At 51.3% G+C, this 26,077-nt stretch carries 27 protein-coding genes; 10 read left to right on the top strand and 17 right to left on the bottom strand.

Going from position 1 to position 26,077, the window contains the following annotated elements:
• Positions 1 to 862: 862 nt before the first annotated feature.
• Positions 863 to 1,075, top strand: coding sequence for a hypothetical protein (locus tag H6G13_RS27635; protein ID WP_190488931.1), 213 nt, complete (start codon positions 863 to 865; stop codon positions 1,073 to 1,075).
• 111 nt (positions 1,076 to 1,186) lie between these two features.
• Here H6G13_RS27635 and H6G13_RS27630 read toward each other — a convergent pair whose 3' ends face one another.
• From H6G13_RS27630 to H6G13_RS27555, 17 genes are all read right to left on the bottom strand, one after another.
• Complete coding sequence (locus tag H6G13_RS27630; protein ID WP_190488930.1) at positions 1,187 to 2,302, bottom strand: fatty acid desaturase; 1,116 nt, start codon at positions 2,300 to 2,302, stop codon at positions 1,187 to 1,189.
• A gap of 122 nt (positions 2,303 to 2,424) precedes the next feature.
• Positions 2,425 to 2,889 (bottom strand): hypothetical protein, encoded by a 465-nt coding sequence (locus H6G13_RS27625; RefSeq protein WP_190488928.1) that lies wholly within the window; start codon positions 2,887 to 2,889, stop codon positions 2,425 to 2,427.
• Complete coding sequence (locus tag H6G13_RS27620; protein ID WP_190488926.1) at positions 2,873 to 3,193, bottom strand: methionine synthase II (cobalamin-independent); 321 nt, start codon at positions 3,191 to 3,193, stop codon at positions 2,873 to 2,875. The genes H6G13_RS27625 and H6G13_RS27620 overlap by 17 nt, the downstream gene beginning before the upstream one ends.
• 1,329 nt (positions 3,194 to 4,522) lie before the next feature.
• Positions 4,523 to 4,924, bottom strand: a complete 402-nt coding sequence (locus H6G13_RS27615; protein ID WP_190488943.1) for a RidA family protein — start codon at positions 4,922 to 4,924, stop codon at positions 4,523 to 4,525.
• Positions 4,925 to 4,991: 67 nt separating this feature from the next.
• The gene (locus tag H6G13_RS29660) at positions 4,992 to 5,120 is read right to left on the bottom strand and encodes an alpha/beta hydrolase (RefSeq protein ID WP_347277541.1); all 129 of its coding nucleotides are present in this window, start codon (positions 5,118 to 5,120) and stop codon (positions 4,992 to 4,994) included.
• 103 nt (positions 5,121 to 5,223) lie between these two features.
• Positions 5,224 to 5,406, bottom strand: a complete 183-nt coding sequence (locus tag H6G13_RS28970) for a hypothetical protein (protein ID WP_242028574.1) — start codon at positions 5,404 to 5,406, stop codon at positions 5,224 to 5,226.
• Positions 5,407 to 5,487: 81 nt separating this feature from the next.
• Positions 5,488 to 5,964: a hypothetical protein gene (locus tag H6G13_RS28965; RefSeq protein WP_242028573.1), complete on the bottom strand. Its 477-nt coding sequence runs from the start codon at positions 5,962 to 5,964 to the stop codon at positions 5,488 to 5,490.
• Positions 5,965 to 6,212: 248 nt separating this feature from the next.
• Positions 6,213 to 7,973 (bottom strand): CocE/NonD family hydrolase, encoded by a 1,761-nt coding sequence (locus H6G13_RS27600; RefSeq protein ID WP_190488922.1) that lies wholly within the window; start codon positions 7,971 to 7,973, stop codon positions 6,213 to 6,215.
• Positions 7,974 to 8,093: 120 nt separating this feature from the next.
• A complete protein-coding gene (locus H6G13_RS27595) occupies positions 8,094 to 8,306 on the bottom strand; it encodes a CPBP family intramembrane glutamic endopeptidase (protein ID WP_242028579.1) in 213 nt (70 codons plus the stop codon).
• 87 nt (positions 8,307 to 8,393) lie between these two features.
• Positions 8,394 to 9,983: a serine hydrolase domain-containing protein gene (locus H6G13_RS27590; protein WP_190488920.1), complete on the bottom strand. Its 1,590-nt coding sequence runs from the start codon at positions 9,981 to 9,983 to the stop codon at positions 8,394 to 8,396.
• Positions 9,984 to 10,100: 117 nt separating this feature from the next.
• Positions 10,101 to 10,322 carry a hypothetical protein gene (locus H6G13_RS27585; RefSeq protein WP_190488918.1) on the bottom strand — a complete coding sequence of 74 codons (222 nt, stop codon included), beginning with the start codon at positions 10,320 to 10,322 and terminating at the stop codon, positions 10,101 to 10,103.
• A gap of 89 nt (positions 10,323 to 10,411) precedes the next feature.
• Positions 10,412 to 10,762: a nuclear transport factor 2 family protein gene (locus H6G13_RS27580; protein WP_190488916.1), complete on the bottom strand. Its 351-nt coding sequence runs from the start codon at positions 10,760 to 10,762 to the stop codon at positions 10,412 to 10,414.
• A 66-nt stretch (positions 10,763 to 10,828) separates the two neighbouring features.
• Positions 10,829 to 11,230, bottom strand: coding sequence for a RidA family protein (locus H6G13_RS27575; RefSeq protein WP_190488914.1), 402 nt, complete (start codon positions 11,228 to 11,230; stop codon positions 10,829 to 10,831).
• Positions 11,231 to 11,308: 78 nt separating this feature from the next.
• Positions 11,309 to 11,695: a hypothetical protein gene (locus tag H6G13_RS27570; RefSeq protein WP_199306940.1), complete on the bottom strand. Its 387-nt coding sequence runs from the start codon at positions 11,693 to 11,695 to the stop codon at positions 11,309 to 11,311.
• 243 nt (positions 11,696 to 11,938) lie between these two features.
• Entirely contained in the window at positions 11,939 to 12,871 is a 933-nt protein-coding gene (locus H6G13_RS27565; protein WP_190488912.1) for a DUF5996 family protein, read from the bottom strand.
• 70 nt (positions 12,872 to 12,941) lie between these two features.
• Positions 12,942 to 13,178: a UBP-type zinc finger domain-containing protein gene (locus H6G13_RS27560; protein WP_190488938.1), complete on the bottom strand. Its 237-nt coding sequence runs from the start codon at positions 13,176 to 13,178 to the stop codon at positions 12,942 to 12,944.
• 57 nt (positions 13,179 to 13,235) lie between these two features.
• On the bottom strand, positions 13,236 to 13,853 hold the full coding sequence (locus H6G13_RS27555) for an FMN-dependent NADH-azoreductase (protein WP_190488910.1): 618 nt from the start codon (positions 13,851 to 13,853) through the stop codon (positions 13,236 to 13,238).
• A 566-nt stretch (positions 13,854 to 14,419) separates the two neighbouring features.
• On the opposite strand from H6G13_RS27555, the gene H6G13_RS27550 reads away from it, so the two are divergent.
• The 9 genes from H6G13_RS27550 to H6G13_RS28960 all read left to right on the top strand — a co-directional run bounded on the left by H6G13_RS27550 (position 14,420) and on the right by H6G13_RS28960 (position 26,047).
• The gene (locus H6G13_RS27550) at positions 14,420 to 14,713 is read left to right on the top strand and encodes a hypothetical protein (RefSeq protein WP_190488908.1); all 294 of its coding nucleotides are present in this window, start codon (positions 14,420 to 14,422) and stop codon (positions 14,711 to 14,713) included.
• An 89-nt stretch (positions 14,714 to 14,802) separates the two neighbouring features.
• Entirely contained in the window at positions 14,803 to 21,486 is a 6,684-nt protein-coding gene (locus H6G13_RS27545) for a PAS domain S-box protein (protein WP_190488906.1), read from the top strand.
• A gap of 12 nt (positions 21,487 to 21,498) precedes the next feature.
• On the top strand, positions 21,499 to 22,128 hold the full coding sequence (locus H6G13_RS27540; protein ID WP_190488904.1) for a response regulator transcription factor: 630 nt from the start codon (positions 21,499 to 21,501) through the stop codon (positions 22,126 to 22,128).
• A gap of 180 nt (positions 22,129 to 22,308) precedes the next feature.
• Positions 22,309 to 22,446: a peptidoglycan-binding protein gene (locus tag H6G13_RS28440; RefSeq protein WP_199306939.1), complete on the top strand. Its 138-nt coding sequence runs from the start codon at positions 22,309 to 22,311 to the stop codon at positions 22,444 to 22,446.
• A 471-nt stretch (positions 22,447 to 22,917) separates the two neighbouring features.
• Entirely contained in the window at positions 22,918 to 23,568 is a 651-nt protein-coding gene (locus H6G13_RS27530; RefSeq protein WP_190488902.1) for a GPP34 family phosphoprotein, read from the top strand.
• A 103-nt stretch (positions 23,569 to 23,671) separates the two neighbouring features.
• A complete protein-coding gene (locus tag H6G13_RS27525; RefSeq protein ID WP_190488900.1) occupies positions 23,672 to 24,229 on the top strand; it encodes a DsbA family protein in 558 nt (185 codons plus the stop codon).
• 118 nt (positions 24,230 to 24,347) lie between these two features.
• Positions 24,348 to 24,704, top strand: a complete 357-nt coding sequence (locus H6G13_RS27520; RefSeq protein ID WP_190488898.1) for an AraC family transcriptional regulator — start codon at positions 24,348 to 24,350, stop codon at positions 24,702 to 24,704.
• A 41-nt stretch (positions 24,705 to 24,745) separates the two neighbouring features.
• Positions 24,746 to 25,729, top strand: a complete 984-nt coding sequence (locus H6G13_RS27515) for a CPBP family intramembrane glutamic endopeptidase (protein WP_190488896.1) — start codon at positions 24,746 to 24,748, stop codon at positions 25,727 to 25,729.
• 198 nt (positions 25,730 to 25,927) lie between these two features.
• Positions 25,928 to 26,047 (top strand): SDR family oxidoreductase, encoded by a 120-nt coding sequence (locus H6G13_RS28960; protein WP_242028571.1) that lies wholly within the window; start codon positions 25,928 to 25,930, stop codon positions 26,045 to 26,047.
• Positions 26,048 to 26,077 lie beyond the last annotated feature (30 nt).

The following is a 26,077-nucleotide window of genomic DNA, read 5'->3' as shown; positions in this document are numbered from 1 at the left end:
AGTTGGTAAATTAGCTCTTGGGCGTGGGCAAGAATTTCCATTGTTCTTGCAGAGTATTGGTTTCACGCCCTTTTCTCTCATGCATCCAAAGCCTGCTGCAAGATCTGAGTATAGATAACTTCTCGTCGGCCGGTATGAAATAGGTGTTGTTAGACCGTGCACGCTTGCCTCAGGGGTTCATAAGCACAGTGCGTTCCTAGAAATCTGTACAGTGCCAGATTAAATGACATTGAGGCAAATTCGTGTCGTTGACGAAATCTTCTTCTTCCGCTGATTCGTCTAGTAGCGAGTCTCCTTGAGATCGCGCCTGTCTCTGCCTCTCATGACACAGCCCCAAGCAGCTGACCCATCACCACGTGCTGACTCTCGAAGGCCTCTGCGCTGCTGTTCAGATATTGCTCCAGCGCCGCCGGCCTAGCATGGCCGGTAAGGCACGTAGGGAAATCCCGGCCAAGTGCAGGTGTGCCTCTTGGCTCTGCCGAAGACTGTGGGCACTGATCCCACAAGTCCCAGTAGCTCAGCAGACCGCCTCACCCATTCCTGCTACCTGGTGGTTTTTGCTTTGGGTTGCGCGGTCGCTCAGTCGTGCTTTTCTTAGGTAACAGTTTTGTGTTATTTTGCCCTTTTGTTACCTAAGAAAAGCTTGCCCTGCCCCAAAATTGTGGCCGTAGAAGGATCTGCTGAGCTCTTACCAATTCAAAAGGTTGAGATCGCACCTTGGGCAATCCAATTCGCCACCTGGAACCGAAGTATCTCTAGGGATACCCGAAGCAGTTCCGCCTACTGGCAGGCGAAGGACTCTAAACCAGCAGGGAGGGTCACCCCTCCCACTACGCACTACATATTGAAAGTTGGCGCTGACGTGCCAATTCATTTCACTAACGACCCCGGCGGCACCGCAAATCTAGCTCAACTCTTGACCGATGGCAGCCGTGAGCAGCGCACCGAAACTGCAGATGCTCTGCCCCAGCTAGCCGCGCAGATGGTCGTACGGGCCCAGTTTTTCGAGCTGGGGCTGCCCTCAATTCGACCGCCCTGGGCGCGGGTTCTACGGTATGGCAATGCAGGGGGGTAGCCGAAGGAGAGAAGTTAGCCATGATCAGGGCTCCTTTTAGCGGCTTAGGGGCAAGGTCCTTGTAGGTAGCTAGAAGCTGCTGCGTAGGTAGCCCCACCTGAAAATTGCTGGTCATGAACGACAAGAAAGTCTTTTTCTATCGTTCGATTTTTCTTCAACTGGTAACGGCACTAATCTGTTGGCAGCAGAATCCCACAGAATAAACTGGGCACAGCGGGGTAAATCGCTCAGCCGCAGAGTGGTTGTTCCGGTTAGCAGGTGATGATTAGCCTGATGACAGGCAGCCAAGTTGTAATTGGGAACTCGCTCAGAGAGGTGATGAATATTGTGATAGCTGATGTCTGCGGTAAACCAGCGAAGCAGGGATGGCAGTTCTAAATAGCTGCTGCCCTCAATTGCACCTTTTAAGTAGTCCCAATCAGCTGTCCTACTAGCATAGGCTCCTGCAAAATTGTGCTGCACAAAAAAGACACAAATGAAAATCGCCCCAGCTATGGTTAGCACCGTCGCGTAGAGGCTCCAGAACAAGATTGGCCCCACACTATAGCTCAGCATCAACCAGGCAAAGACAACCACCAGGTTATTCAGACCAATGTCCCAAAACTCCTCTTTAGTCTTCCAGTAGCTAGAGTGATGGGACTTAATCACCTCCCGGAGCCCAAGGAAACCCTTTTGCCTGAGCTGGTTTAGCCCATGAGCTATGAATTCAACAATTCCCAGAATCAGCGTCAGCCTTGGCTGAATTGCCAGGTAGAAAAATCCCCCAGGCAGGGTCATGATAGGCTGTCTCAAGAAACCATAGAGTTTTTGGTTGAAGGTGCTGAGTTGAGCAAACTCCTCGACAGAGAGAAAGTCAGCAATGCCGCGATATCGCTCCCAATCGCCGTTGGTTTTGTGGTGGTAGGCATGATCCCTTGACCAAGCATATTGGGGAATAGCATTGATTGCCCCCAACCCAAAACCGACAATTCTATTGAGTTGCTTAGACCGGAACAGCGAATAGTGGCCACAGTCGTGCATTAGCGAAAAGCAGCGTAGCTGAAATAGCACCATCAGAGTCACAATGGGGGGCAGTAACCAAAGGGAAATGGCAGCTCCTTTAATGGCTAAAATCCACAGTGCTCCATAGGGAATGACGGTATTGAGAATTTGATAGGTAGCCCGTAGATCATTGCTCCTCATGTAGGGGGTTAGTAGGAAGTCGGACTTGGTAACTGTGACGTTCATTGGGGTTGTCTGTGCTCTCGTCTAGGACTGGAGTGGAAGGAAAACAGGGGGAATTGGTCTGTGCTGGCTAAGCTAGGGCACCTGACGGCGGCAAGACGACGGTCTGAGAGCTCGCCCCAGGATCAATCGCAGTGGATAGACTCAGAGCTGTAAACTCCAGGGACGACGTTGAATTCCTCCCAGCGGGCGCACACTTGACAGTAGCAGGCAGGCGGAGCGATCGCTAGATTTTGCAGCCAACTCACCTCTGGCTGCCCACCGCTGCTGAGCACCAGCAGCAGGTCGCGTTCGGGGGAGTAAGTTTGCACCGCTGTGATCAGGCGCTCAATGCGATCGCTCGGCAATCCCTGGAGCCTAAGATAGGCTGGTGCGTTAACCAGGGGAACGAACCGAAGGCTATAGCACACCGCATCGCGACGCCAGTCGAGGGTGGCGCAATTCCCCACCACATCACAGACCACAAGCCCCCGCCCCTGGGTGGTGTATCCGGCCCAAGCGGCATGGCCCAGGGGCAAAAGATTCTCACGAATGAACAGCGGCTGCCAGTAGCCAGAATGACTTTGCCAGAGATCAGTGAGCGGCATCATAGATTTCCTCTCGTAGAGTTTGGGCGGCGGCTACCCTATTTTTTAGAGTGGGCACCTCTTCTTCCCAGCGGCGGGTCTTCGAGCCACAGTCGGGGTTCGCCCCAATTTGCTCGGTCGGCAAATTAGCGATGCCAGTGCGCATTTGCTTCACCTGAGCTTGCCAACGCTTGGTCTCAAGGTCATAGAGCGTGGTCAGCAGGGCATCGGCACCAGAGACCCCACTCCAAAAGGTTTCCAACGCTTTCTTCAGCTCCCGGCGTTTGTCCATGCGGGCGTAGCCGAGGCTCATGGTCTGAATGGCCATAAATGTGTCGTCCTGTAATTGTGAGTTTTCGTTTGTCCCAAGTCAGGTCGCTGGCCTAGGACAAACGACTCCCTAAGCGAAGCAAAATACTGTACCCGATGGGGGCAGCAACCTAAAGCAGGGTGCGATTCCAAATCAGAATCTGGTAAATACAGAGCACCGCCTTAAGACAGGGCTGATAGCCGCAATCTGATCCACAAAGCCGCAAGCAACTGTTCGGCCATGATGCCTGAGTAACTTCTAATCCCTAACATCGGAGCTTTGTGGGGACACTTCTAAAACAACACAATTGCGATCGCGCAAAGGCTGAAACAGTCATCATCCCTATCTCGCAGATGTTGTAGAACATGGGTGGTCATCGGCGGGTATTCTGACTTACGCGATTTTGGATTCTCGGTTTTAGAGCTGCGATTACCGTTGCTATGGAATCTAAACTTTGAAATCCAAAATCGGCTTACAGCTGCGGGACAACGGCAGATTTTCACTACTATCCGAACCGCCGCTCCAGTTCTCAAGCCTTTGAAATCGCATTCTGAGTTGTCCCTGATTGAGATCGCATCCCAAACCGCACTCTCTACCACCCACTTTGCTCCTACAACGCCTCTAAGCCCCTGCCCCTCTACACTACCTCCTAGCAAGCTACAGACTAATCTCGCCGCTCCAGATCTCAAGCTGTTTAGAGGCGCACTCTAAGTTATCACTGCTTCGCGATCACATCCTAGCTCGCAACCTCCGTCCATGCTGCACCACTAAGCGAAATAACGTACTTCTGGAGCCGCCCATGTCCCGCCCACTCGACCCCTCTTGTAGGGGTACTGTGCTTGGTTCAGCTCTATGAGCCAGCGCAAGGCGTATCTTCTCGGGTTGTCTTTCGCCGCCTCTAGGCTCCCTATCGCCAGGGTTGTCAGCAGCATCCACTTACTGCTGCTTCCTTCCTGGGGAATAAGCTCTGTCAGCACGCTCCTGGTCGTAGACCCACAGCTGCTGAGTACCTCCGCGCTGATCTAATATCACAATCGTTCCTTGAGCCTCAGCGCCGTCGAAGAAACTGGCCCAATCCGGCCGTTCTTGCCTGTCTACACCGTCTAAGGGTCTATCATCTATGGCGGTCGAATTACTTATCTCTGGTTGCTGTGCAATCTGCGGAGTATGTAGTCTATTACTAAGCTCTGCTGAGATAGGTAAAGTAAGCAATATCCCTGCACTACCTATGACTAAAGAGATAGGTAAAAGGAAGCGATGATTCATAATGCTATCTTGCTACGATAAAAGGCTTCGTTCTACGCATCAGCGGCAGCCCTGTCACCAGCGCTGCCGCTGATGCGAAACTCACGGAACAATTGCAGTCACGCGGATTTCAATCCGCATTGTGGACAGTCCAAGCGCCGCGACGCCTACCTGTGTCCAAATGGGGGCGTGGTTGGGCATGTAGTGGCGATATAACCTGACCATCACATCGTTAACCTCCGGGGGCAACCCACTAACATGGTAAGAATTGATGTGAACCACATGCTCCCAACCCGCACCGGCAGTGGCCAAGGTTCGCTCTACGTTCCGAAATGCCTGAGCAATCTCGTCCGAAAGTAATTCGGGAATTTGCAGATCGTCATCCCAACCACCTTGGCTTGATGTCTCCACTCGATTGCCAATTTTTACCGCTTGCGAGTAATGCAATTTATCCAGCATGTATTCCCCATAGCCAGGGGTGACAAAAAACTCGGGCTTATCCATGGTGTTTCTCTGTTCAGTACGATTGTCGATAGGGATTTCTAAATCCTTAGTTTTGGCACTGGGGTGGCTAGAGGAGGCAGCGATCGCCTTCTGCGGGAAGTTCAAGGTTGATGAGGTAGTTGGCAACGATCTCATTGACGCAGGGGTTGATGCTCTCTATGGCGACGGTGTGCCGCTCTCCCTCGACTGTGAGCACGGTGCCGCCGAGAGCCTCGGACAGACTGGCCCCAGCGCCGTACGGGGTGGTAGGGGCGACCACCCCGTACGGCGCCCACTGACTGGTATATACAACCAATGCCTCAGCCTATGGGGGCCAGCACGGCATGAACCGTCAGGTGGGCGATCATTGCAGTCTCTAGCCCGTAGCGCCAGAATAAATACCCCGCAACCCCTGCAACTAAAGAATTTTGGATCAGCAAGAACCCCACTAGGGCTGGGGTTAAAGGCAGTCCTAGGGCGATCGCATAGGGCAAGTGGGCCATAGCAAACACCAGGGAGGAGACGGCAAAGGCGACTACCACCCATCGAGCCTAGGGTTTGCCCTGGCGCTGCTGCCCAAATCGCTAGCCTAGCCATAGCAGCAGCGTCATAAATCCCCAGCGGATCAGAATTTCTTCGGTGATACCGCTGTAGAGAAATCGCACTAGCAGCGGGGTGGGCTCAGCCGCCCCATAGGCTGGTGGCAGCAGCGGGCGAGACAGCAGGGTAATCGCCGTCAGTAGTCCGCCGCTGATCAACCCGCCCACCACACCGGGCAACAGTTGAGGAACCATGGCTTGCCGCCACGATCGCCCAACGGCCAAAGCCTCTGCCCCTGGTGCCATTAGCCCTAGCCGGTGAGCCAAGAGCACACCTGTCAGCACCGCTACCGACACCAAAACCGTGGGCTGCACCAGCATCAGTAGCCTGACCACGGCGGCAGGTGGGGCACCCTCTAGGAGCAAGGGCAAAGGCAGCAACCCCAGGGTCATCACCACAGCCATGCCTGCCAACCACAGCAACTCAAACAGTTGCAGCCTAGAGTTCTTATGCTCAACCATGACTCTATCCTCAACTTCATTCTAGAATTGTTATCAAGCGTTCGCGAACTTATCGTCATAGGGTGCAGGTCGTCCCGTCGTCGGGCAGATTGATATTGATTAGGTAGTCGTCGATGCAGGCGTTTCCGGCGACGAAGACCACACCGTGCTGTTTGCCCTCGACGATGAGCAAGCAAACATGGTATTCCTACTCGTGAACCTATTGGTGCTGGGTCGTGCGTACAGCACGATTCAGCAGAGGATTTGGGTCAGCGGTCTCCCGTCGGCAGCGTGAAGCTCGGGGTGCCGAGGGACAGCTTTTCCGTGAACAACTGCCGGTGGAGCTCCAGCCGCGGTGCAGGGTCGCCGGGCGTTGGTGTGTCATTGGCCGGGTCGTCTAGGGCGAGTTCAAGCCGCGCGTCGCGGACGATGATCGTCTCGTAGGACGGCGTGTCGACCCAGTCGTTTGCGCTCGCAAACCCCGGCTGGATGGTGCCGATCTCGACGGCTAGCGCATGGCCGACGGGCAGCGTCCAGTCTGTCGACCGCAGCTCGAAGCTTGTCGTGCCGGGTTTCACCACCGCCACCTGCTGATTGAATATGACGGCGCTGCCATCGGGGGCAACGTCGTAGAGGTCGACCATGATGTTGCCGTAGCCCTCGATCTCAAGCGATACCCGCGGCGTGCCGGTAATGCGAACTGGCTGCCCAAGCGGCGCGGACCAGACGAAGAAGCGGTTGGGTGCCTCGGCTGCGGGGCCGGCGAGCAGGCCGTCGTCCAGATACGACCCGCCGCCAAGCGGGATGGTGGCGGAGTACTCCACAACCGGCCAGATGTCCTGGGCACGCCAGGCACCGGTACTGTCCTGCACAACGTAGGCTGGGTAGGCCACGGTCGGTTCGACGCCCTTGAGGTACTGGTCGTAGAAGGAGATCACCTCGTCGAACCAGCCCTCGCGGCCCATCTCCAGCCGCCCGTCCACAAAAGAGCGGTCGTTGCCCCGCACGTGCTCCCACGGGCCGAGCCAGCCACGCTGCGACCCCTGGTGGTTAGCGAGAAACTCCTCCATCGCCTCGGCTTCGGTACTCCACTCGAGGAAGCCCTGCGTGAAAAACAGTGACGTGTCGGTGCCCTTGGCCTGCTCCGCCAGGTCACGGGTCGTCCAGTGATCGGACTCGGGATCGGCGATCTGGTATTTGACCAAGTTGTCAAATTGGCAAAAGAAGCCTGGGGGCGTCTTCTCGTACTCGGCATTCGTCCGGTAACGCTCGTCGTCGTCGGGCATCTGGGGCAGCATGGCACTGGTGTTATAGATGTTGGGGATGCTGACAATCGTCGCGCGGGGGACGCCGTTCGAGCGGAAGTTGCGGTACACATCCCAGATGGGTTCCTGCGCGACGACGGCCTTGAGCGCGTCGTGGTTGAGGTTGTTGCCGATCAGGCCGGTGATGGCGTCGGCGGACTTGCCGTACATCCCGACAGCACCGGTAGACCAGGGCTGCGTCGCGGCCCAGTCGATTGCGGCCCTGACATCGGCCTCCACACCCGGCCCCGCAAAGTCCATGCATCCGGTCGAGCCGCCGAAGCCGCGCAGGTCCACCATGACCAAGGCGTAGCCGCGCTCGAACAGGTCGGCCCCTTCGATCAAGTCATTGAAGCGGTTGGAGGGGCCGGTGTGCGCGTGGTTTTCCAGTGCTATTTGACCGGAGTGCCCCAAGTACGGCCCGACCACCAGGATCACCGGCACCTTTTCGCCTGCGGCCAGTCCTTCGGGCAACAGAACGTCGGCGTGCAGTTCAACGTCGGAGCCGTCCGAGGACGGAAAGTAGTGCTGCGTCCAGGCCGCGCCTTGGGGAACGCGGTCGTTCTCGGCGGGCGTGACCGCGTTGTCGGCGGTGGCGACTGCAGCAGTCGCGGTCGCCTCTGGCGTGAGCGGCTGCGCGGCTGCGAACTGCCCGTGGGCATTAAGGACAAGCAGCAGTGCCCCGAGCAAGAGCAGGCTTCGGACGTAGGTTTTTCCTGTGTGCATGGGTTTCCTCCAAGCGCGCGCGGTTGGCGCGGCGTTGTATGTGCGTTCGACGTAATCGGGCGGATGGTTCGAGAACAAGCGAGTCATGGGTAGACACTCCTTTCGAGTGATGCTGGTTGTTCAGGACGCTCTGATGAGCACCAACACGAAGACCGTGGGCAGGTTGACGACGGCGTGGATGACGACGCCGAGCCAGACCAAGCCGCTGCGCCGAAACACCTCACCGGCGATGAGGCCAACGACTAGAGCCGCGGGGAACACCCCGTTAACGCCGTGGGCAAGGGCGAAGATTAGGGTGCTGCCCACGACGCCGACTAACGGGCCGTAGCGCAGCAGCGCGTTACGACTCAGTTCTCAACGTTAGGTTCCGCGCGCAGTTTTCAAACCTCTACATCAAAAATCAAACCGACGCGTACCCGGTCAATTATCTGTTCCGCACCGCACGGCGAGCGGCTGCGCGCCGAGCAGGGTTTCTAGCTCGATGGTGCGCCCGCCCTCACCCTCGACAAAGCGGACCACAAAACCCGTCAGCGGCTGGGAGGTCGCGATAAAGCGGTCTCCGCCCAGCGGAAGCAGTTCTACTGAGAAGCGGACCGCTTGAAAGCCGGACTCGAGCATCAGGGTGCGGCCACCAACCACGCTCACCTGGGTCGGCTGAGGATCCGCGAGGCTCTCATACGTGCCTGCCCAAGGCACCAACTCGGCCCGTTCGGGCTGGTAGGTGCGAGCTGCCTCCAGATCAGCCTTTCGGCTCGCGTTGTCTTGACCTAACACCTCGAGCTGCGCTTGCAAGATGGCGTTCACGTCGGGGCTGGAGCGACCGAGCAAGAGTTGGGCAACGTGCAGGCGCACGGTCTCAATAAAGATGTTGGCCCCTTCGGCATTCGCCAAGACGACCACGCCCGAACGGCTTTCGGGCAGCAGGGTCACGTTAGCCGTAAGGCCGTCCACGTTGCCGCTGTGCTGCACCAGCTTCTCCCCCAGAAAGCGCTCAACGCCCCAATAGAAGCCGTACTCGGCGTCCGTGACGAGCGCGGGCGGCACATCCTCCGGGCGCGCGGCCACCGCTTGAGCTCGGGCGGCGACGGTGCCCGGCAGGCTGAAGTCGGGGGCGGCAACCTGGCCTTTGTGCATCTCCATTAGGCTCGCTTGGGACACGAGTGGTGCACCGTCGCCGAGCTGGAAGCGCACGTAACGGGCCATCTCGGCGGCGCTTGCGTTAATCGCTCCCGCCGGGGCGTCGGCCTCGGAGATCAGGAAGTCGGTCGTTTGCAGGCCGTTGCGCACGTCGAGTACGTGCGGCAGGGCAACGTTATCTTGCCGTTTAAGCTCCTCTATAGAGAGCGTCGCCGTGCTCATGCCTAAGGGCTCGAGGATGCGCTCACGGGTGAAGTCTTCCCACGACCTTCCCGTGATTCGTTCGATGATCTCCCCGGCGATGATGGTGTTGACGTTGCTGTACACGAACACTTCACCTGGTTTACCGACCAGCGGGGTGGTGGCGGCGGCCTCGATGACGTCCGCGGCGGTGACGCTCGTGTCGAAAGTAGAGGCGTCGGTCCGCACCAGGCCGGTGGTGTGGCTGAGCAGGTGTCGGACCGTCGCCGTGCGGGTGGACTCCGGGTCGGAGAGCTTAAACTCGGGCAGGTAGGTCCTGACGGGCGTGTCGAGGTCCACGAGGTCCTCCTCAACGAGCAGCATCATGCCAAGCGCCGTGAACGACTTGGTGGTCGAACCGATGGCGAACTGGGTGTCGGGCGTGACGGGTGCTTCAGTGGTCACGTCACGGACCCCGTAACCCCGGACGTAGCTAATTTCGCCGTTTTCGACGACCGCGAGCCCGACGCCGGGAACGTCATAGGCGTCCATAATCTCCTTGACGAAGGTGTCGAGCTGAGCCGTGTCGAACGAAGGCTGGGCGAGGAGGGGAAAGCTTACAACTGAACTGACAAGGGCCGCGACGATAGTGAGCATCAAGTATCGAAACGTTCTGCGGGCGAACGTATACATGTGCATGGCACACCTCATTTAAACTTTGAATATGGTGCGGTGGGCGGGGTGTTTAAGGTGCTGCAGACCGACTAGTCGTAAGCGGAGTATAGTCAACGTCTCCTTAGACAGCCTTTCCTACCTCAGCCGCTGATCATCATCAGCAAAATTGCTTCCGACTATTAACTCTATGCTGTCGATTTCATCAGCTTGTGCTAGATAGGATTGTTTCAGCAACTCAGCGACTTCTTGGGCGATCGCAATCAGAGCATAATTAACGTTAGAGTCATGGAGAGAATCAGTCTGAGGTATACTCCCATGTTCAAAAACATTCTTGTGCTGTAATCTTGAATGCATCATGGGATTATTCTCAATGAAATGCTGATTTGTAATCAACTGGCTTAATGGCCATCGTCACTCCTCTTATGCGCACCCCATCCCTAGTGATCTCACTCGGTCTTGATCACAAAAGCCCTTAATTCGACCATCTTGCCGCCGCGAAAGCGCCAGACATCGCAGTACGAGTAATGATCCGCCTTCCCGTCTGCGTCCTTTAGTGTGATGTCGCCAACTGCCGTGACAAAATCGCCCTCAGCGATTAAGTTGGTGACCGTAAACTTTGGCGGCTCTATGTATGTCTCTGCCATATATTGGCGAACAGCTTCTTTTCCGTTAAGGGTCCTGTCCCCTACGAATGTCCATTTCGTGTCGTCAGTGCAGAACGACAAGAATCCTTCATAGTTGCCAGCAGCGTTCGCCGCATTTGCCGCTTCTAACGTGGCTTTGTTGTTGTTTGACATCTGAATTTCTCCTTTGTTCAGATGGATACTTTAACGGAGCTGTCTCTGCTGCCACTGATGCGAAACTCACGGAACAATTGCAGTAACGCGGATTTCAATCCGCATCGTTGGCAGCCCAAGCGCCGCGACTCCTACCTGTGTCCAAATGGGGGCATGGTTGGGCATGTAATGGCGATATAGCTCGACCATCACCTCATTAACTTCTGGGGGCAACCCACCAACATGGTAAGAATTGACGTGAACAACATGCTCCCAGCCCGCCCCGGCAGTTGCCAAAGTTCGCTCTATGTTCCGAAACGCTTGAGCGATCTCGTCCGCGAGCGATTCGGGAATTTGCAGATTGTCATCCCAGCCACCTTGACCGGATATCTCCACGCGATCGCCAATTTTTACCGCTTGGGAGTAATGGAAGTTATTCAGCATGTATTCCCCATAACCAGGGGTGACAAAAAACTCGGGCTTATTCATGGTGTTCCTCATGTAGTAGGGTTGACTCTATCTCGCGTTGCTGAAACGAGGTTGTTTCGGCCTCATCCGATTTAAACTCTAATGTTCAGAATTCACTTGCCATGTAATCACAATGATTTTTGCAAACAGTAAGACAAATATTAGCCGCGAAAACGCTCCTGAAATGGCTTCCATTGTCCAGTTCTGGCTCTGAACCTCCCAGATCATTCCAACAATATTCACTCCAATCCCTAACCAGGCTAGAATTACCGCTGAATTCCGTCTGCGATAGAAGCGGATCGTCATCTCCCGCCAAAATGGGAAAGTGGTGAGGAGACAAGCAATGTAGGAGAATCCTGCACTGACAAACAGGCCGGCTTGAAGACCCGAAGGCAGGTTTGGGTAGCCAAGCGCGATCGCTGTAAACAAACTCCCAGCGCGAGATACAGGAAAGTAAATAAGGTAAATCGTTTCATTTTCCTCCAACAGAGCTTATTCTCTGCACCAGACACACACGTACTGAAAGCAACTGATTGTAATGCCTCGACGGATCATTACTGGGTGGAAACTGTTACTGACTGCCAATCCGTATTCATCATCACTTGTGCCTTCAATCCAGTCGGGTGAAACAACAGTTTCAACATTGATCACCTGTATCGTTGTACTTTCGGCCCACTGATTGACAGCACTCACAACCTCAGAGAAAAATTCATACTAGGAATGCAGTTGCTACTTAAACGTCAACTGCTGAAGTTCCTTTTGATTCCAGTTGCCTAACCTAGCTGCAGCTTCATAGGTGCTTTGTAAGAACTCTAACAACGTCTGATCGGGTGATTCTGCCTCACGGACAGCGTCATAGGGCAATATAAATTCACCCAGTTCCTTATTGTAAAATGCAGCATCGGGACGAACCTCAGCCTGCTTAAACCCATCGGGTTCTGGGTACGCATAGGAAAAAAACGCTGGGTATGATAATCCGGCTCCGGGCCAGAATCCGGCGCTACTGACTTCCTGGGAGTAGGCTTCCTTTGCCACTACATCCGGTAAATTCGGCACCCCTCCCGGATGCTCCGGAGCCGATCGCCCCGAAAAGCGAGTCACTGCTAAATCAAAACTTCCCCAGAAGAAATGAACGGGACTAACCTTGCCGCAAAAATGTGAACGAAATTCTCGAAAGACTCGATCGGACTGTAACAGCACTCGCCAGAATCGATTGGCATAGTCTGCATCATAAGCAGCATGGGTTTCATCCTGCTCAAATTGAATCGGATCTGTAACTTCGTTCGGTTTGGTGTTAATGGTGATATGAAGATCGAGTGCTCTGAGCGTTTCCATCACGTTCTGGTAGAAATCAGCAACAGAGCGAGGGTAGAGAGCGATCGTTCGTCTTGCCCCTTCGCTTGTTTGAATCAGCAGCTCATGATCAATGAAATCGAAGTCGATTTGAAAGATCCGGCTACCATAGGGAATCGTGGAAGTAGTCAGTCCCCGAACGGTTAAATAGAGGGGAATATGCCAGGAATGATTAATCCACGGAGTTTGGGCCAATCGGATTTTGCCGATGATTTGCGTCCACATGTGTAGGGTGGCATAGGTATCCTGCCATGCGTCCAGGGGTAAACTCGGCCAAATATCTATTGGGGCAGGCTGATTTGACATCATGGTTTCCTCGTGAGTAGAAAAGGGGCGTGTATCAATAGTTCTTCTGTTGTTCGTCGGCAAAACACTACAGCTATTGTTCTCCCAATTCGGCTGAACTGATCACCGCGTGTCCGCTTTCTTCGTAATGATGACGAGCGTGTTGATTTTTAGACGAGTCGCAGCACAGCATTTTGCCGCAGGTTTGACAAATTCTTAAATGTACCCAGCGATCGCCAACGAGAAGGCATTCCTCACAGCCGAATACCGGGTAATTGGCTTTTGAAATCATAGTCTCTAGCGTCAGTTCGTTCAGATGCTGACAAGACAGGGAAGATTCCTGTGAATGTGCAAGATATGTATTTAGTTACCTGAAAAGTGATGATAGTTAATGCGCGATCGCAGCTTTTAAGGCAGACTGAGCATTTGCGATCGCCAGATTCCGAGCTTCATCCCCCAGGTTAAGGCTATCGGCATAGACGAACTCAATATCCGTTATCCCAATAAACCCAAAAATCAGTTTTAGATAGGGCGTTTGTAAATCATAAGCATGGGTCGAGCTACCTTCGGGGTAGGCTCCGCCTTGAGCCATAACGATCGTCATTTTCTTGTTGTGAACCAGTCCCTTGTAACCTGTTTCATCAACGGAGAATGTACGTCCCGCTCGCACAATCTGGTCAAGATAAGCTTTGAAGTTGGCAGGAATGCTGAAGTTATACATGGGGATACTGAAAACGTAGCGATCGGCTGATAAAAACTCGTCGATCAATTCGTCGGAAATTTGAATTGCAGCGGCTAACTCAGGCGTATGTTGATCGGACGGAGTAAACGCAGCCGCGATCCAGTCTTCGCTCACAAAAGGAACAGGGTAATGCCCAATATCACGGTAGGTGATGGTGTCGTTGGGATGAGTAGTTTTCCACTGGTTAATGAACTCTTTAGCGAGCGTGCGGGAGATAGAGCGATCGCCACGCGGACTCGCATCTAAATGGAGAATGTGGGTCATAGGATAAATCTCAGATTGTGAATGAAGATAGAAGCAACGCCAAAAGCCATTTGCGGTTGCTAGTCAATAAAAATGACGGTTGAATTTTCTGGCGTGAGTAAACTGTGGATGGTTATGGCTGAACGTTCCTCTAGATTGTGGTTTCGGCATGAGGTCAGTGTGCAAGACAACACCAAATTTCACCACTTAAGATCCGCAAGTTAAGCACAGGTTAAATTTTCGCGTCGTGTGCCCAAAGAGCATTCGCTTCACTGTGCGATCGCTCCTAATGCTTTCAACGTCGCTGCTTAAGCGTGCGTTAATCCAGTTGCACCTTGAATATTCATGCCTTCAAGCATGGAACCGTGCAATTTACTTGCTCGATCCATTTGCATGACTGTTTGCACAAATTCAATATAGGGGGTCGCCTTGAAGCTGTCGCCTACAACAAGTTGAATTTTTTACAGTGCAAATTGATAGAGTAACCATGCCATCGCAGAGTAGAAGGCTGACTCTAACTTAAGTTAGAATCCGAATTTGATCGAAAGTACATTCATACAACCAACCAACCGACCATCAATATCTGAATGCAAAATCCGGTAGCGATGTCCCACACCTTTGATGCGGGCGACGACCTGTTTGCCCCCCGGATGAAGCGGTTGGCACTACGAGCTATTGCCGTAAACCAACGACGACAGACCCTGGCTGCCTCAACGCTTCAGCAGTACGGCTCTCGATTCCGAGGCAGCCTGTGGGAGATCTTGAATCTGAAGCCCCAGTCCTCTGAGGGAGTATCTCTGCCTTCCAGGCTATTTCTTATGCCCTTGCCTCGCACCAGTCTGATTAGCTACCGAGTTGAGCAATTACAAGTCAAGGTATAAAGATCTACACAAGGAGCCTTATGTTCTGAAGTTTGGCAGGCGATATACTTTGGGAAACGGATGACAGTCCTTCATCGAGGGAGCATTCAATGATTACCCTGCCTGGAATTACTATCCACAGCAAAATCTATGAGAGCTTAGCTTCTCTGGTGTATCGAGGTATCAGAGAGCAAGATAACTGTGCAGTAATTGCCAAAGTTCTCAAGCAGGATTATCCCTCTCCTCAGGAATTAACTCGTTATCGGCAGGAATATGAAATTACTCGCTTTCTCAACATTGAAGGCGTAGTCAAGGCATACAGCCAGCAAGACTACCAGCGTACGCTGGTTATTCTTTTGGAAGATTTTGGTGGAGAGTCTTTAGAATGCTGGATGCGGCAACAATTAGACTTCTCTCCCATGCCGCTGTCGGTTTTTTTGAATATGGCGATCGCCATTACTGATACCCTAGGCAAAATCCATGCAGCTCATGTCATTCATAAAGATATTAATCCTGGCAATATTGTTTTTAATCCGAGGACTGGCGTTGTCAAAATCATTGATTTTGGCATTGCCACTCGCTTCAGTCGCACCAATCCCACATTCAAAAGTCTCCATCTTCTAGAAGGAACCCCCGCCTATTTGTCGCCAGAGCAAACCGGACGAATGAACCGGATGCTCGACTATCGCACTGATTTCTACTCACTGGGCGTAACCTTCTACGAACTGTTGACGGGACAATTGCCGTTTCCCACTAGTGATCTCCTAGAGCTAGTCCACTGCCACATTGCCAGACCACCGACTCCCCCACATGAATTAAACTCAACGATTCCCCAACCTGTTTCAGATCTTATTTTGAAACTGATGGCAAAGAACGCGGAGGATCGCTATCAAAGTGCTTGGGGCATCAAAGCAGATTTAGAACGCTGTGCCCGGCAGCAGGCAGAAGTGGGTTTAATTGAACCTATGCCATTGGGTCTGCAAGATGTTTCCGAGCAGTTTAACATTCCTCAAAAACTGTATGGGCAAGAAGCGAAGATTGCAGCATTATTGGCGGCGTTTGACAGAGTGGCAGGGAGTGAGGGAGTAGGGGAACGGGAAAGTGGGGGAGCAGAAGAAGACATTACCCTACCACCGCATCGTGAAATGATGCTGGTCTCCGGTTATGCTGGCATCGGCAAAACAGCATTGGTGCAGGAACTCCATAAACCGGTCACAGCAAACCAAGGCTATTTTATCTCTGGCAAATTTGATCAATTTGGGCGCAACATTCCCTACAGCGCCATTGTGAATGCTCTGCAAAAGTTAGTGCAGCAACTCTTGAGCGAACCGGATGAGCAGGTGGAAGTGTGGCGATCGCGTCTGCTCACTGCTCTGGGCAGCAACGGGCAAATCATCATTGATGTCATCCCCGAAGTTGAGCTCATCATTGGCGAGCAGTCGCCTTTACCCGAAGTTGGAGCAACTGAGGCACAGAATCGCTTCAATCTCACGTTTCAAAGATTCGTGCGGGCGTTTTGTGCAAAAGAGCATCCCCTAGTCATTTTCTTAGACGATCTACAGTGGATCGATTCTGCGACGTTGAAGTTAATCGAACTCATCTTACTTGATGAGCAAATCCAGTATCTGTTTTTGATCGGAGCCTACCGAGATAACGAACTAACTCCAACGCATCCGTTGGTCTTAACGCTAGAGAGCCTGCGAAACCAGGGAGCAGTATTTCAGAAAATCATCCTGGCTCCCTTAACGCTGGAACCGTTGACTCAATTGGTGGCTGAGACATTACATCACAATCCTGATACCGTTCGTTCCTTAGCCCAAGTCGTGTTGTGCAAAACCGAGGGCAACCCTTTCTTTGTTGGTGAATTTTTGAAGCTGCTGCATAGCGAAAACCTGTTAACCTTTGATGCCCAACAGTTGAGTTGGCAGTGGAATTTAACTGAGATTGAAGCTCAAGATATTACCGATAATGTGGTGGAGTTACTGCTGCGTCAGTTGCAGAAATTGCCGGAAGCAACACAGCAAATTCTCTCCATCGCTGCTTGTGTTGGGTCTGAGTTTGATTTGGAAACGTTGGCGATCGTTTGCGAAAAATCACCGAAAGCAATTTTTCAGGATTTATTAGAAGCAATACAAGCAGGATTAATTCAACCGCTGTCTGACTTGGATGAAGATTTGTTAGTTCAAGAGTATAAGTTTCTGCACGATCGCGTTCAGCAAGCGGCTTATGCTTTGATTGATGAATCGCACAAACAAGTGGTTCATCTCCAAATCGGTCGCAATTTGCTCAAAAAAACTTCACCAGAGCAACGATCCGATCGGTTGTTTGAAATCATCGATCATTTCAATCAAGGACTTGAGCTAGTCACTGCTCGATCAGAACGAACTGAAATTGTCAGATTGAATTTAATGGCAGGTCAGAAAGCAAAGGCAGCAACGGCTTATGAAGCAGCTTTTAAGTATTTCACTACAGGGCTTAAACTCCTCAATTCAGAGAGTTGGCAGAGTGAGTATTATCTCACCTTAGCGCTGTACTCAGAAGCAGCAGAAGCGGCGTATCTCCAGGGTCGCTTTGATGAGATGGAACAGTTGGTAGAAGTGGTACTCGCTCGTGCCAAAACAGTGGTTGACAAAGTACAGGTTTACGATAGCAGAATTCAAGGATATTTGTCACAGGGCAACTTGAAAGAAGTACTTAAAATTGGACTGCAAGTGTTGAAGCTCTTGGGAGTAATCTTACCAGAAAATCCAAGTGAGTTAGATGTTCGAGGCGGATTGGAGGAAACGGCTGCACGATTAGCTGAACGAGAAATTGAAGACTTGGTTAATTTACCAGAGATGACTGCACCAGAACCACTAGCAGCAATGTCAATCCTAGGGAGTATAGGGGCTGCTGCATTCATAGTATCACCAGCACTATTCATGTTGATTACTTGCAAAACGGTAAATTTATCAATCAACTACGGTAATGCTATCTGGTCACCACTGTATTATACTGCCTACGGATTTGTTCTATGTGGAGTTGTTCAAGACATTGAACTCGGCTATAAATTTGGTCAATTGGCTCTTAGCTTAGCGGAACAATTGAATACCAAAAAAGGCAAGGCTAGAGCATTACAGTTATTTAGTGGCAATGTTATGCAATTGAAAGTACATCTTAAGGAGACGATACCACTGCTGATTGAGGCTTATCAGGAAGGAGTGGAAACCGGAGACTTTGAAATCGCTGCTTATGCTGCCTATAACGTATGCTATAACTCGTTTTCTGCTGGCGAGGAACTCACCCAACTGGAACAAAAAACAGCAACCTATAGCAAAGCGATCAATCAAATCAGACGGGAAAGCCCCTCGATTTGGATTGCAATACTGTGGCAGACCATTCTTAATCTGTTAGATAGGTCTGAGAATCCCAGTCGCTTAGTTGGCCGGGTGTGTAATGAAGAGGAGGCGTTATCACACGCCCTTGCAGTTAAAGATGGAACTGCAATTCAAATGCTATATCTGTACAAAGTCATACTATTTTATCTATTTGAAGAATATTATCAAGCTGTACAGACTGCTATTTTGGCAAGGAAACATTTTGAAGAGGTGTCAGCAATAGCGGTTCTACCTACATTCTGTTTCTATCATTCTCTAGCGCTTTTGAGCCTATCGCTCGATGCTTCAAATTCTGAAAAAGTAGCTTGGCTAAACTGTGTTAACACCAACCAAGAAAAGATGCAGAAATGGGCAGAACACGCCCCAATGAATTATCTACATGAATTTTATCTAGTCGAGGCAGAGAAAGCACGAGTCTTAGGGCAGTTCTTTGAGGCTGAGGAACTTTATGAACGAGCGATCGCAGGTGCTGCTGAAAATGAGTATATCCAGGAAGAAGCATTAGCTTATGAATTAGCAGCAAAACATTATCTGGCGCGAGGTCGGGAAAAGATTGCTCAGACCTACATGAAAGAGGCGCATTATTGCTACGATCGCTGGGGCGCAACCACTAAAGTTAAAGACTTAGAAACTCGCTATCCACAGTTCTTTTCTCAGTCGTCTAGAGCCGCTTCCACATCAATTCCTATTACTGCTGAAACTATCACTAATTCCTTCCATACCACTTTAGATTTAGCAGCAGTGATGAAAGCTTTACAGGGGATTTCTCGTGAAATTGAACTGAAGCAACTGCTGCGATTATTGATGCAAACTGTAATTGAGAATGCTGGCGCACAAACCGGATATCTGATTTTAGAAAATTCAGGAGAATGGTCGATTGAAGCGGCTTGTGAACTCAATGCCGATGAGAATGCTTGTGCGACTCAGGTGTTACAGTCTATTCCAATTGCCGATCAATTGCCAGAGTCAATCATTCAATATGTGATTCGGACTCTGAAGCCTGTCGCCTTAAATGATGCGACTCGTGAAGATGCTTTTGTTAATGAGCCATATATTCAACAGAACCAGCCTCAATCTGTTTTCTGTTTACCGCTGCTGAATCAAGCCAAGCTGGTCGGTGTATTGTATTTAGAAAATCGGTTAACAGCTGGAGTATTTACACCGGAGCGATCGCAGGTCTTGCAGCTATTATCGACTCAAGCAGCGATCGCCATCGAAAATGCCAACCTTTACTCAGAACTGCAAGCTAAGGAAAGCAAGATCACCCAGTTCCTCGAAGCGATTCCGGTGGGAATTGCGATCGTGGATGCGACGGGTTGCCCTTATTATGCCAACCAATGCAGCAATCAACTCCTGGGCAAAGAAACTGATACTTCCATAGCACCGGAGCAACTCTCAGAGGCTTATCAGCTTTATGTAGCGGGAACGGATCAAATCTATCCACCGGAGAGCCTGCCTAATGTGCGGGCATTAAGGGGCGAACGCATCAGGACTGAAGATATAGAAATTCGTCGAGATCATGTCTCAATTCTAGTTGAGGCGCGGGGAACACCAGTTTTTGATCAACAGGGCAATATCACTCATGCGATCGCTACCTTTCAGGACATTACAGAGCGCAAACAAGCCGAGAAACTTCTAGCCGACTACAACTGCACTTTAGAGCAACAGGTCGCAGAACGAACTGCTGCGTTACGACAAAGTGAGGCCAATTACCGCAACCTGCTACAAACCGCGAATTCTGTCATCATTTGCTATGACACGCAAGGACGAATTCGATACATCAACGATTATGGGGTAAAACTTCTTGGCTATGAAGAACATCAGATTGTAGGGCGAACCTTATTTGAAACCATCATTCCAGACATCGAAACCTCTGGACGCGATGTGAGACCCATGGTCCACGATTTACTTCGTAATCCTCAATCGTACCCGCAAGGCGAGAGTGAAAACCTGTGTCGAGACGGTCGGCGAGTTTGGATGGCCTGGTCGAATCAAGCTATCTTCAATGAACAGGGAGAGGTCGTTGAAATCTTATCGGTTGGCAGTGACACCACCCAGCGTAGGCAAGCAGAAGAGGCATTACAACACAGTGAAGCTAAGTTCCGCAATATCTTCGAAAACTCGCAGGTTGGCATCTACCGAACCCGCACCTGTGATGGATTAATTCTCGAAGCCAATCAACGCTTTGCCAATCTGTTTGGCTTTGATTCACCAGAGGAGGTGATTGGGCTGAAATACACTACAGACTGTTATGTGAATCCCAGCGATCGCCAGCAAGCTATTGAATTGCTGAAGCGTGATGGTGAACTGCAAAACTTTGAAGTGCAACTGCGAAAACGAGATGGGACATTGTTTTGGGGGCTTTTCTCTCTTTATCTGAATGCAGACGATGACTACACCGAAGGGGTGATTGCGGATATTAGCGATCGTAAGCAAGCAGAAGCAGCCCTACAAGCCTCAGAGACAAAGCTACGGACTCTAATTGAGGCAATTCCCGATCCATTGTTTGTAATGTCTGCTGAAGGGCGACTTCTTGAAATAGTGGTACTGGAACCAAGTCTGCTATGGCAACCCTTTGAGGAGATGATTGGTCAAACCATGCACCAACTCGGAAAAGCACAAGCTGATGAATTTCTAGGTTATATTCAGCAGGTGCTAAGAACCCAACAAACCCTCACAGTCGAGTACAGTGTGTTTTTAAATGGACGAGAAGCCTGGTTTTCGGCTCGCATTGCCCCAATCGACTACGATAAAGTGATTTGGCTGGCGCGAGATATTACGGCTCTTAAGCAAGCAGAAGCCGCTTCAATTTTGGAAGAGCGCAACCGCATGGCGCGTGAAATTCACGACACACTCGCTCAGGCGTTTACAGGCATTCTGGCTCAGGTGGGAGCGGCAAAACAGGTGCTAACGGATGATGTAGAAGCTGCTCAGGCACACCTGGATCTGATCAAAGAATTGGCACGAACGGGACTGACTGAAGCGCGGCGATCGGTTGTCGCGCTCCGTCCTCAGCTTTTGGAGGAGGGCAGTTTACAGAGCGCTCTACATCGTCTCGTCGCTCAAATCAGAACTGCCGCAATGGATACCACTCTACATTATGAGATTGAGGGTGCAGTGTATTCTCTACCCGCTGAAGTGGAGAATAACCTACTACGGATGGGGCAGGAAGCATTAACCAATGCGATTAGACACGCTAATGCTGACGAAATTCGAGTGGAGCTAATCTACGAGCGTGACCAGGTTTGCTTGCGTGTGCAAGACAATGGACAGGGCTTTGGAGTTGGCAGTATTCCAGCCTTTGAGGGATTTGGCTTACTCGGCATGAGCGAACGGGCAGAGCGCATCGGCGCACAACTGACGATTAGGAGTCAACCTGGACAAGGAACAGAGATTATCGTCACCGTCAACCCTTGAGCGAGCATCACGATGAGCCAAGCCACGACTATTCGGGTTTTGATTGCGGACGATCATGCTATTTTTCGGCAAGGATTAGCCACGATTATTAATCGTGACCCAGACATGAGCGTGATTGCCCAAGCCGAAAATGGGGAACAGGCGATCGCGCTATTTGAGGAACACCAACCGGATATCACGCTGATGGATCTCCGCATGCCGGAAGTAGAAGGAGTTGCCGCCATCGGTGCAATTTGTGCTGCTGCTAAATCGGCTCGGATTATTGTACTGACAACGTATGATAGCGACGAGGATATTTACCGGGGGTTGCAGGCAGGCGCAAAAGGATACCTGTTGAAAGAAACTGAACCTGACGAGCTTCTAAATGCGATTCGTACCGTTCATCGGGGTCAGAAGTATATTCCGCCCGATGTGGGAGCAAAGTTGGTACAGCGGCTCAGCAATCCAGAACTGAGTGAACGAGAACTGGCGGTACTCCGCTCACTGGCACAGGGGATGAGCAATGCCGATATTGCGGCTGCTTTGAGCATTGGTGAAGGTACGGTTAAATCCCATGTCAATCGGATTTTGAACAAGTTAGATGTCAGCGATCGCACCCAAGCTGTGATTGTTGCCGTTAAGCGCGGCATTGTCAGTTTGTAGGATGTACTTTCGATCAAGTTCGGATTCTAACTTAAGTTAGAGCCAGCCTTCTACTCTGCGATGGCATGGTTAATCTATCAATTTGCACTGTAAAAGATTTAACTTGCTGTAGGCGACAGCTTGAGGACGGCCACCTATATTGAATTTATGCAAACAGTCATGCGGTCAGGAGATAAATCTATGACCTCTACTTTCATCGCTACAGACTCAACACTACGCCAAGGCGATTCCGGTGCTGCTGTTACTGAGCTACAACAATTGCTCAATGCGAAAGGAATCAACATTACAGTCGATGGAATCTTTGACGATGCGACGTGAGTCGCAGTGGTTCAGTTTTAACAGCAGAATGGTCTTGTTGCAGATGGCATAGTTGGTACTCAAACTTGGCAAGCCCTTCGTCGAGGTAGCAATGCACCCATTCAACTGACGGATGCCGCCGCTTACTACGAGCCATCGAACTACCCTTATCAACAACAGGCATTTGACTGGTTGCAATCCCAGACTTCTAGATCAGCGCTAGAGGAATTTGCCCGTCGCTGGCGAAACCTCCGCTAACGCAGCAATCCCTGATCTCAAGACGCTGGGAATGCGCTAAATCACAGGGTTCTTCTCAGCTTTTATTGCCAGGTTTCTTGCTTCAATGGTCTGCCTGACTGCTCTCCCTTTCTTGATCGCACAGGCACATGGATAGAAGCCGCTTAAGATCTTTACCTTTCGGTATCAGACTTGCGATTAGCACCGAGACGCAATTCTGAAGGAACCGGAGCGTACCTCAATAAGGAATTCATCATGCAATATCTTTCACAGGACTTAATCCTTCTTGCACTCAATCCCCAAACTGGAAAAACTCGCTTCTCTTGGTACTCTGCGCTCGACTATGGCTTGGTCGGTTCTTTGTTACTAGACTTAGTACTGCAAGGCAAACTTGAGATCGACGACGACAATCGTGTGATCGGTGCGATCTCAGGCAACACAGGCAATGAATTCTTAGACCAACGCCTCAGTGAGGTTCTAGCATCGACTCGTCCTCGAACTGCAAGGTTCTGGGTGACTCGTTGGAGACGAAGATACAGAGGAATTCAAACGGTTGTGTTGCAGAACTTAATTGATTTAGGTGTTTTAGAACGCCAAGAGCAACGCATTCTTGGACTGTTCCCAACGCAGCGATATTTTCTAACCGATGAATTCATTCAACGCGAGATTGTCCAGCAAGTTCGTGCAGCCGTGCTAGAAGGCATTGGACTGGATTCTCGGATGGCAGCATTGATTAGTTTGATGCAAGCCTCTCACCTGACCGATGCGGTGTTCAGACCTGAAGAACGTCCTGAAGCGCGATCACGAATTAAGGCGATCGCAATAGAGGAGCTGGTCGGTCAAGCAATTTCAAAAGCAATTTTCACCATTCAAGCAACGACTCTGGGTGCAATCAATGGCGGATGAAATCGTTAGGAGTTGTATAGAACAATAGCTCGGAAATTTTTGACAGGAAAGCTTTTCTGTCAGAATTGTCTAGAGTGTTGCTGCTTGATTCAAACGTAGAAAAATGAACGACGATCGTAGTCACGGTCCCTTACTCGTACCCCCTTCAACCCAAGATTGGATGCAAGGCGTGCTGAGTGCAAAGGTCGTGCTGGTGATGTATGGAGACTATCAAGACCCTAGAAGTGCGGACGTTTACAAGCTGATTAAAGCGATCAAACGAGAACTTAGTGCTGCTTTTGGAGAAGATTATTTATGCTTCATCTTCCGTCATTTTCCACAAACACAGATTTATCCCCAGGCTCAACGGGCAGCCCAGGTCGCCGAAGCCGCCGCTGCCCAAGGAAAGTTTTGGTTGATGAGCGATGCTTTATTTGACCATCAAAAAAGGTTGGAGAACGGTTATCTTGTCGAGTACGCCAATAATTTAGGGCTTGATATTCCCCGGTTTCTCCAAGAGTTGTCTAAACAAGTGCATGTCGCTCGCATCAATGAAGACATCGAAGGCGGAATACAGAGCGGAGTAACGACTGCCCCAGCCCTGTTTATGAATGGAAGTCGGTATATCGGGCACTGGAACACGACGGAGTTGATGGCAGCCATGATTGCTGCAAGTCAATAAGCTCCCCGATCCCTAATCCCAATTCACATTTGACTTGTTGGTTAGTGCTAATCAGCGATCGAATGCGCGATCGCTAGTTTTTACCTGTTTTGTTGAACAACTTGCCAATTTTTGAACCATGCTAACAACCACAAAGCCAACCGTTGAAGCCAATTACAAAGGCTTAACGCACACCCGATTGCAGCAAGTACTTGACTATATTCAGATTCATCTCGATCGAGAATTATCACTGGCTGAACTTGCAGAAGTGATCAACGTTAGTTCGACTTATTTTGCGAGTTTGTTTAAGCAAGCAATGGGGATTTCGCCCCATCAGTACGTGATTAAACAGCGCGTGGAACGAGCAAAAGTAATGTTGAAGAAGACAGATTTTGCGATCGCAGACATCGCTCTACAAGTCGGCTTCTCCAGCCAAAGCCATCTGACACAACAATTCAAGCGCATTACGGGAATGACCCCAAAACAGATTCGCTAACGTCCAAGCGCTACATACACGCACGAGTCAAGGAGACAAAGATGAAGATCAACGCAATTAAAGGAAAGCAGGGAATCGGAACGGAAGTGCAAGATGCGACTTACGTAGAGGCCGCCCGGTGGGGTAAGCATCGGGGGTGGCGGTATGTTCTGGGATTAGTAGTCATTTTCTTTGTGGGGCTGGTGGTCGGCGGCATCGCCACCCCCCGCATCGCGTTCCTGTTTGGCGGTCAGGAGGGGCTTGCAGCGTTCAGTCGGCTGGATTATGCCGCATTCGGTCCCGTGGGGGGCTTCGTTGCGGTCACGGCAATTTTTCCGTTCTTCCTCGCGGGAATCTTGATCGCCGTCACCCTCGTTCACCGTCGCCACCCCCGAACGCTGATCACGGCGCAGGAGCGGATAAGTTGGCGGCGTGTCGGTCACGGATTTGTGGCGTGGTTCGTGCCATTCTGCCTGATCGGTGGGCTGGGGCAGTACCTCTTCTATCCCAACACCTTCTCTTTCAACTTCGACCTCGCAACGTTCGCACTCTTCGTCCCGCTGGCGCTAGTCTTTACCGCGATCCAGACGACCACGGAGGAGCTTTTCTTTCGCGGCTACATTGTGCAGGGCGCGAGCCTTGTTTGGACGAGCCGCGTGTTTCTGGCGCTGGTGCCAGCCACGATCTTCGCCCTATCGCACCTGCTCAACCCGGAGGCAAGCGCGGGCGGTTGGCTCACGGTGTTCTTCAACTACTTCCTCGTTCCGGGTCTGGTGTGGACAGTGGTTTCGTTGATTGACGGAACCACCGAACTCGTCATCGGCGCACACTTCGCGAACAACATCGGCGGCGTACTCCTGTTCAACGTGGCTGGAAGCGCCGTGAACGCACCGGCTCTGTTCACAATCAGCAAATTCCATGTAACCTACGCGGCGCTATCAATGCTGGTTGTAGTATCCGTGTTCCTGGCGATCGCCTACAAGGTATTCAAACGCGACAAGGCATCCGAACCCGTTTTCCAGAGCGATCGGATTGGTCGTCGGTGATCTCGTCAGTTCGTTGCTGAAGGTCAATAGCAAACATGCAGTAGCAGTAATGGGGCTAACGCGATCGGCAGCACTTGACTATGCCAAACAGGGTATTCGGATTAATGCGGTGAATCCTGACCGATTGCAACTGACCTCATAGCTCGTGCCGCCAACCAGTAGGGCATCCCGTCCGATGATCTCGGGTCTATAGTTCCAATGGGTCGGATCGGTCAGGCAACGAAAATTGCTCAAGCGGTGGTGTTTCTCTGCTCTGATGCTGCCAGCTACATCACTGGGCAACCGTTTGCGATCGATGGCGGATATACGGCGAGTTAGCTTAAGTTGCTGACTTACTGTCTAGATGGC

Source organism: Pseudanabaena sp. FACHB-2040 (genome assembly GCF_014696715.1).
Lineage (GTDB): Bacteria > Cyanobacteriota > Cyanobacteriia > Phormidesmidales > Phormidesmidaceae > JACVSF01.
The sequence above is the reverse complement of the archived record's forward strand: the minus strand, read 5'-3'. Positions and strand labels throughout refer to the sequence as shown.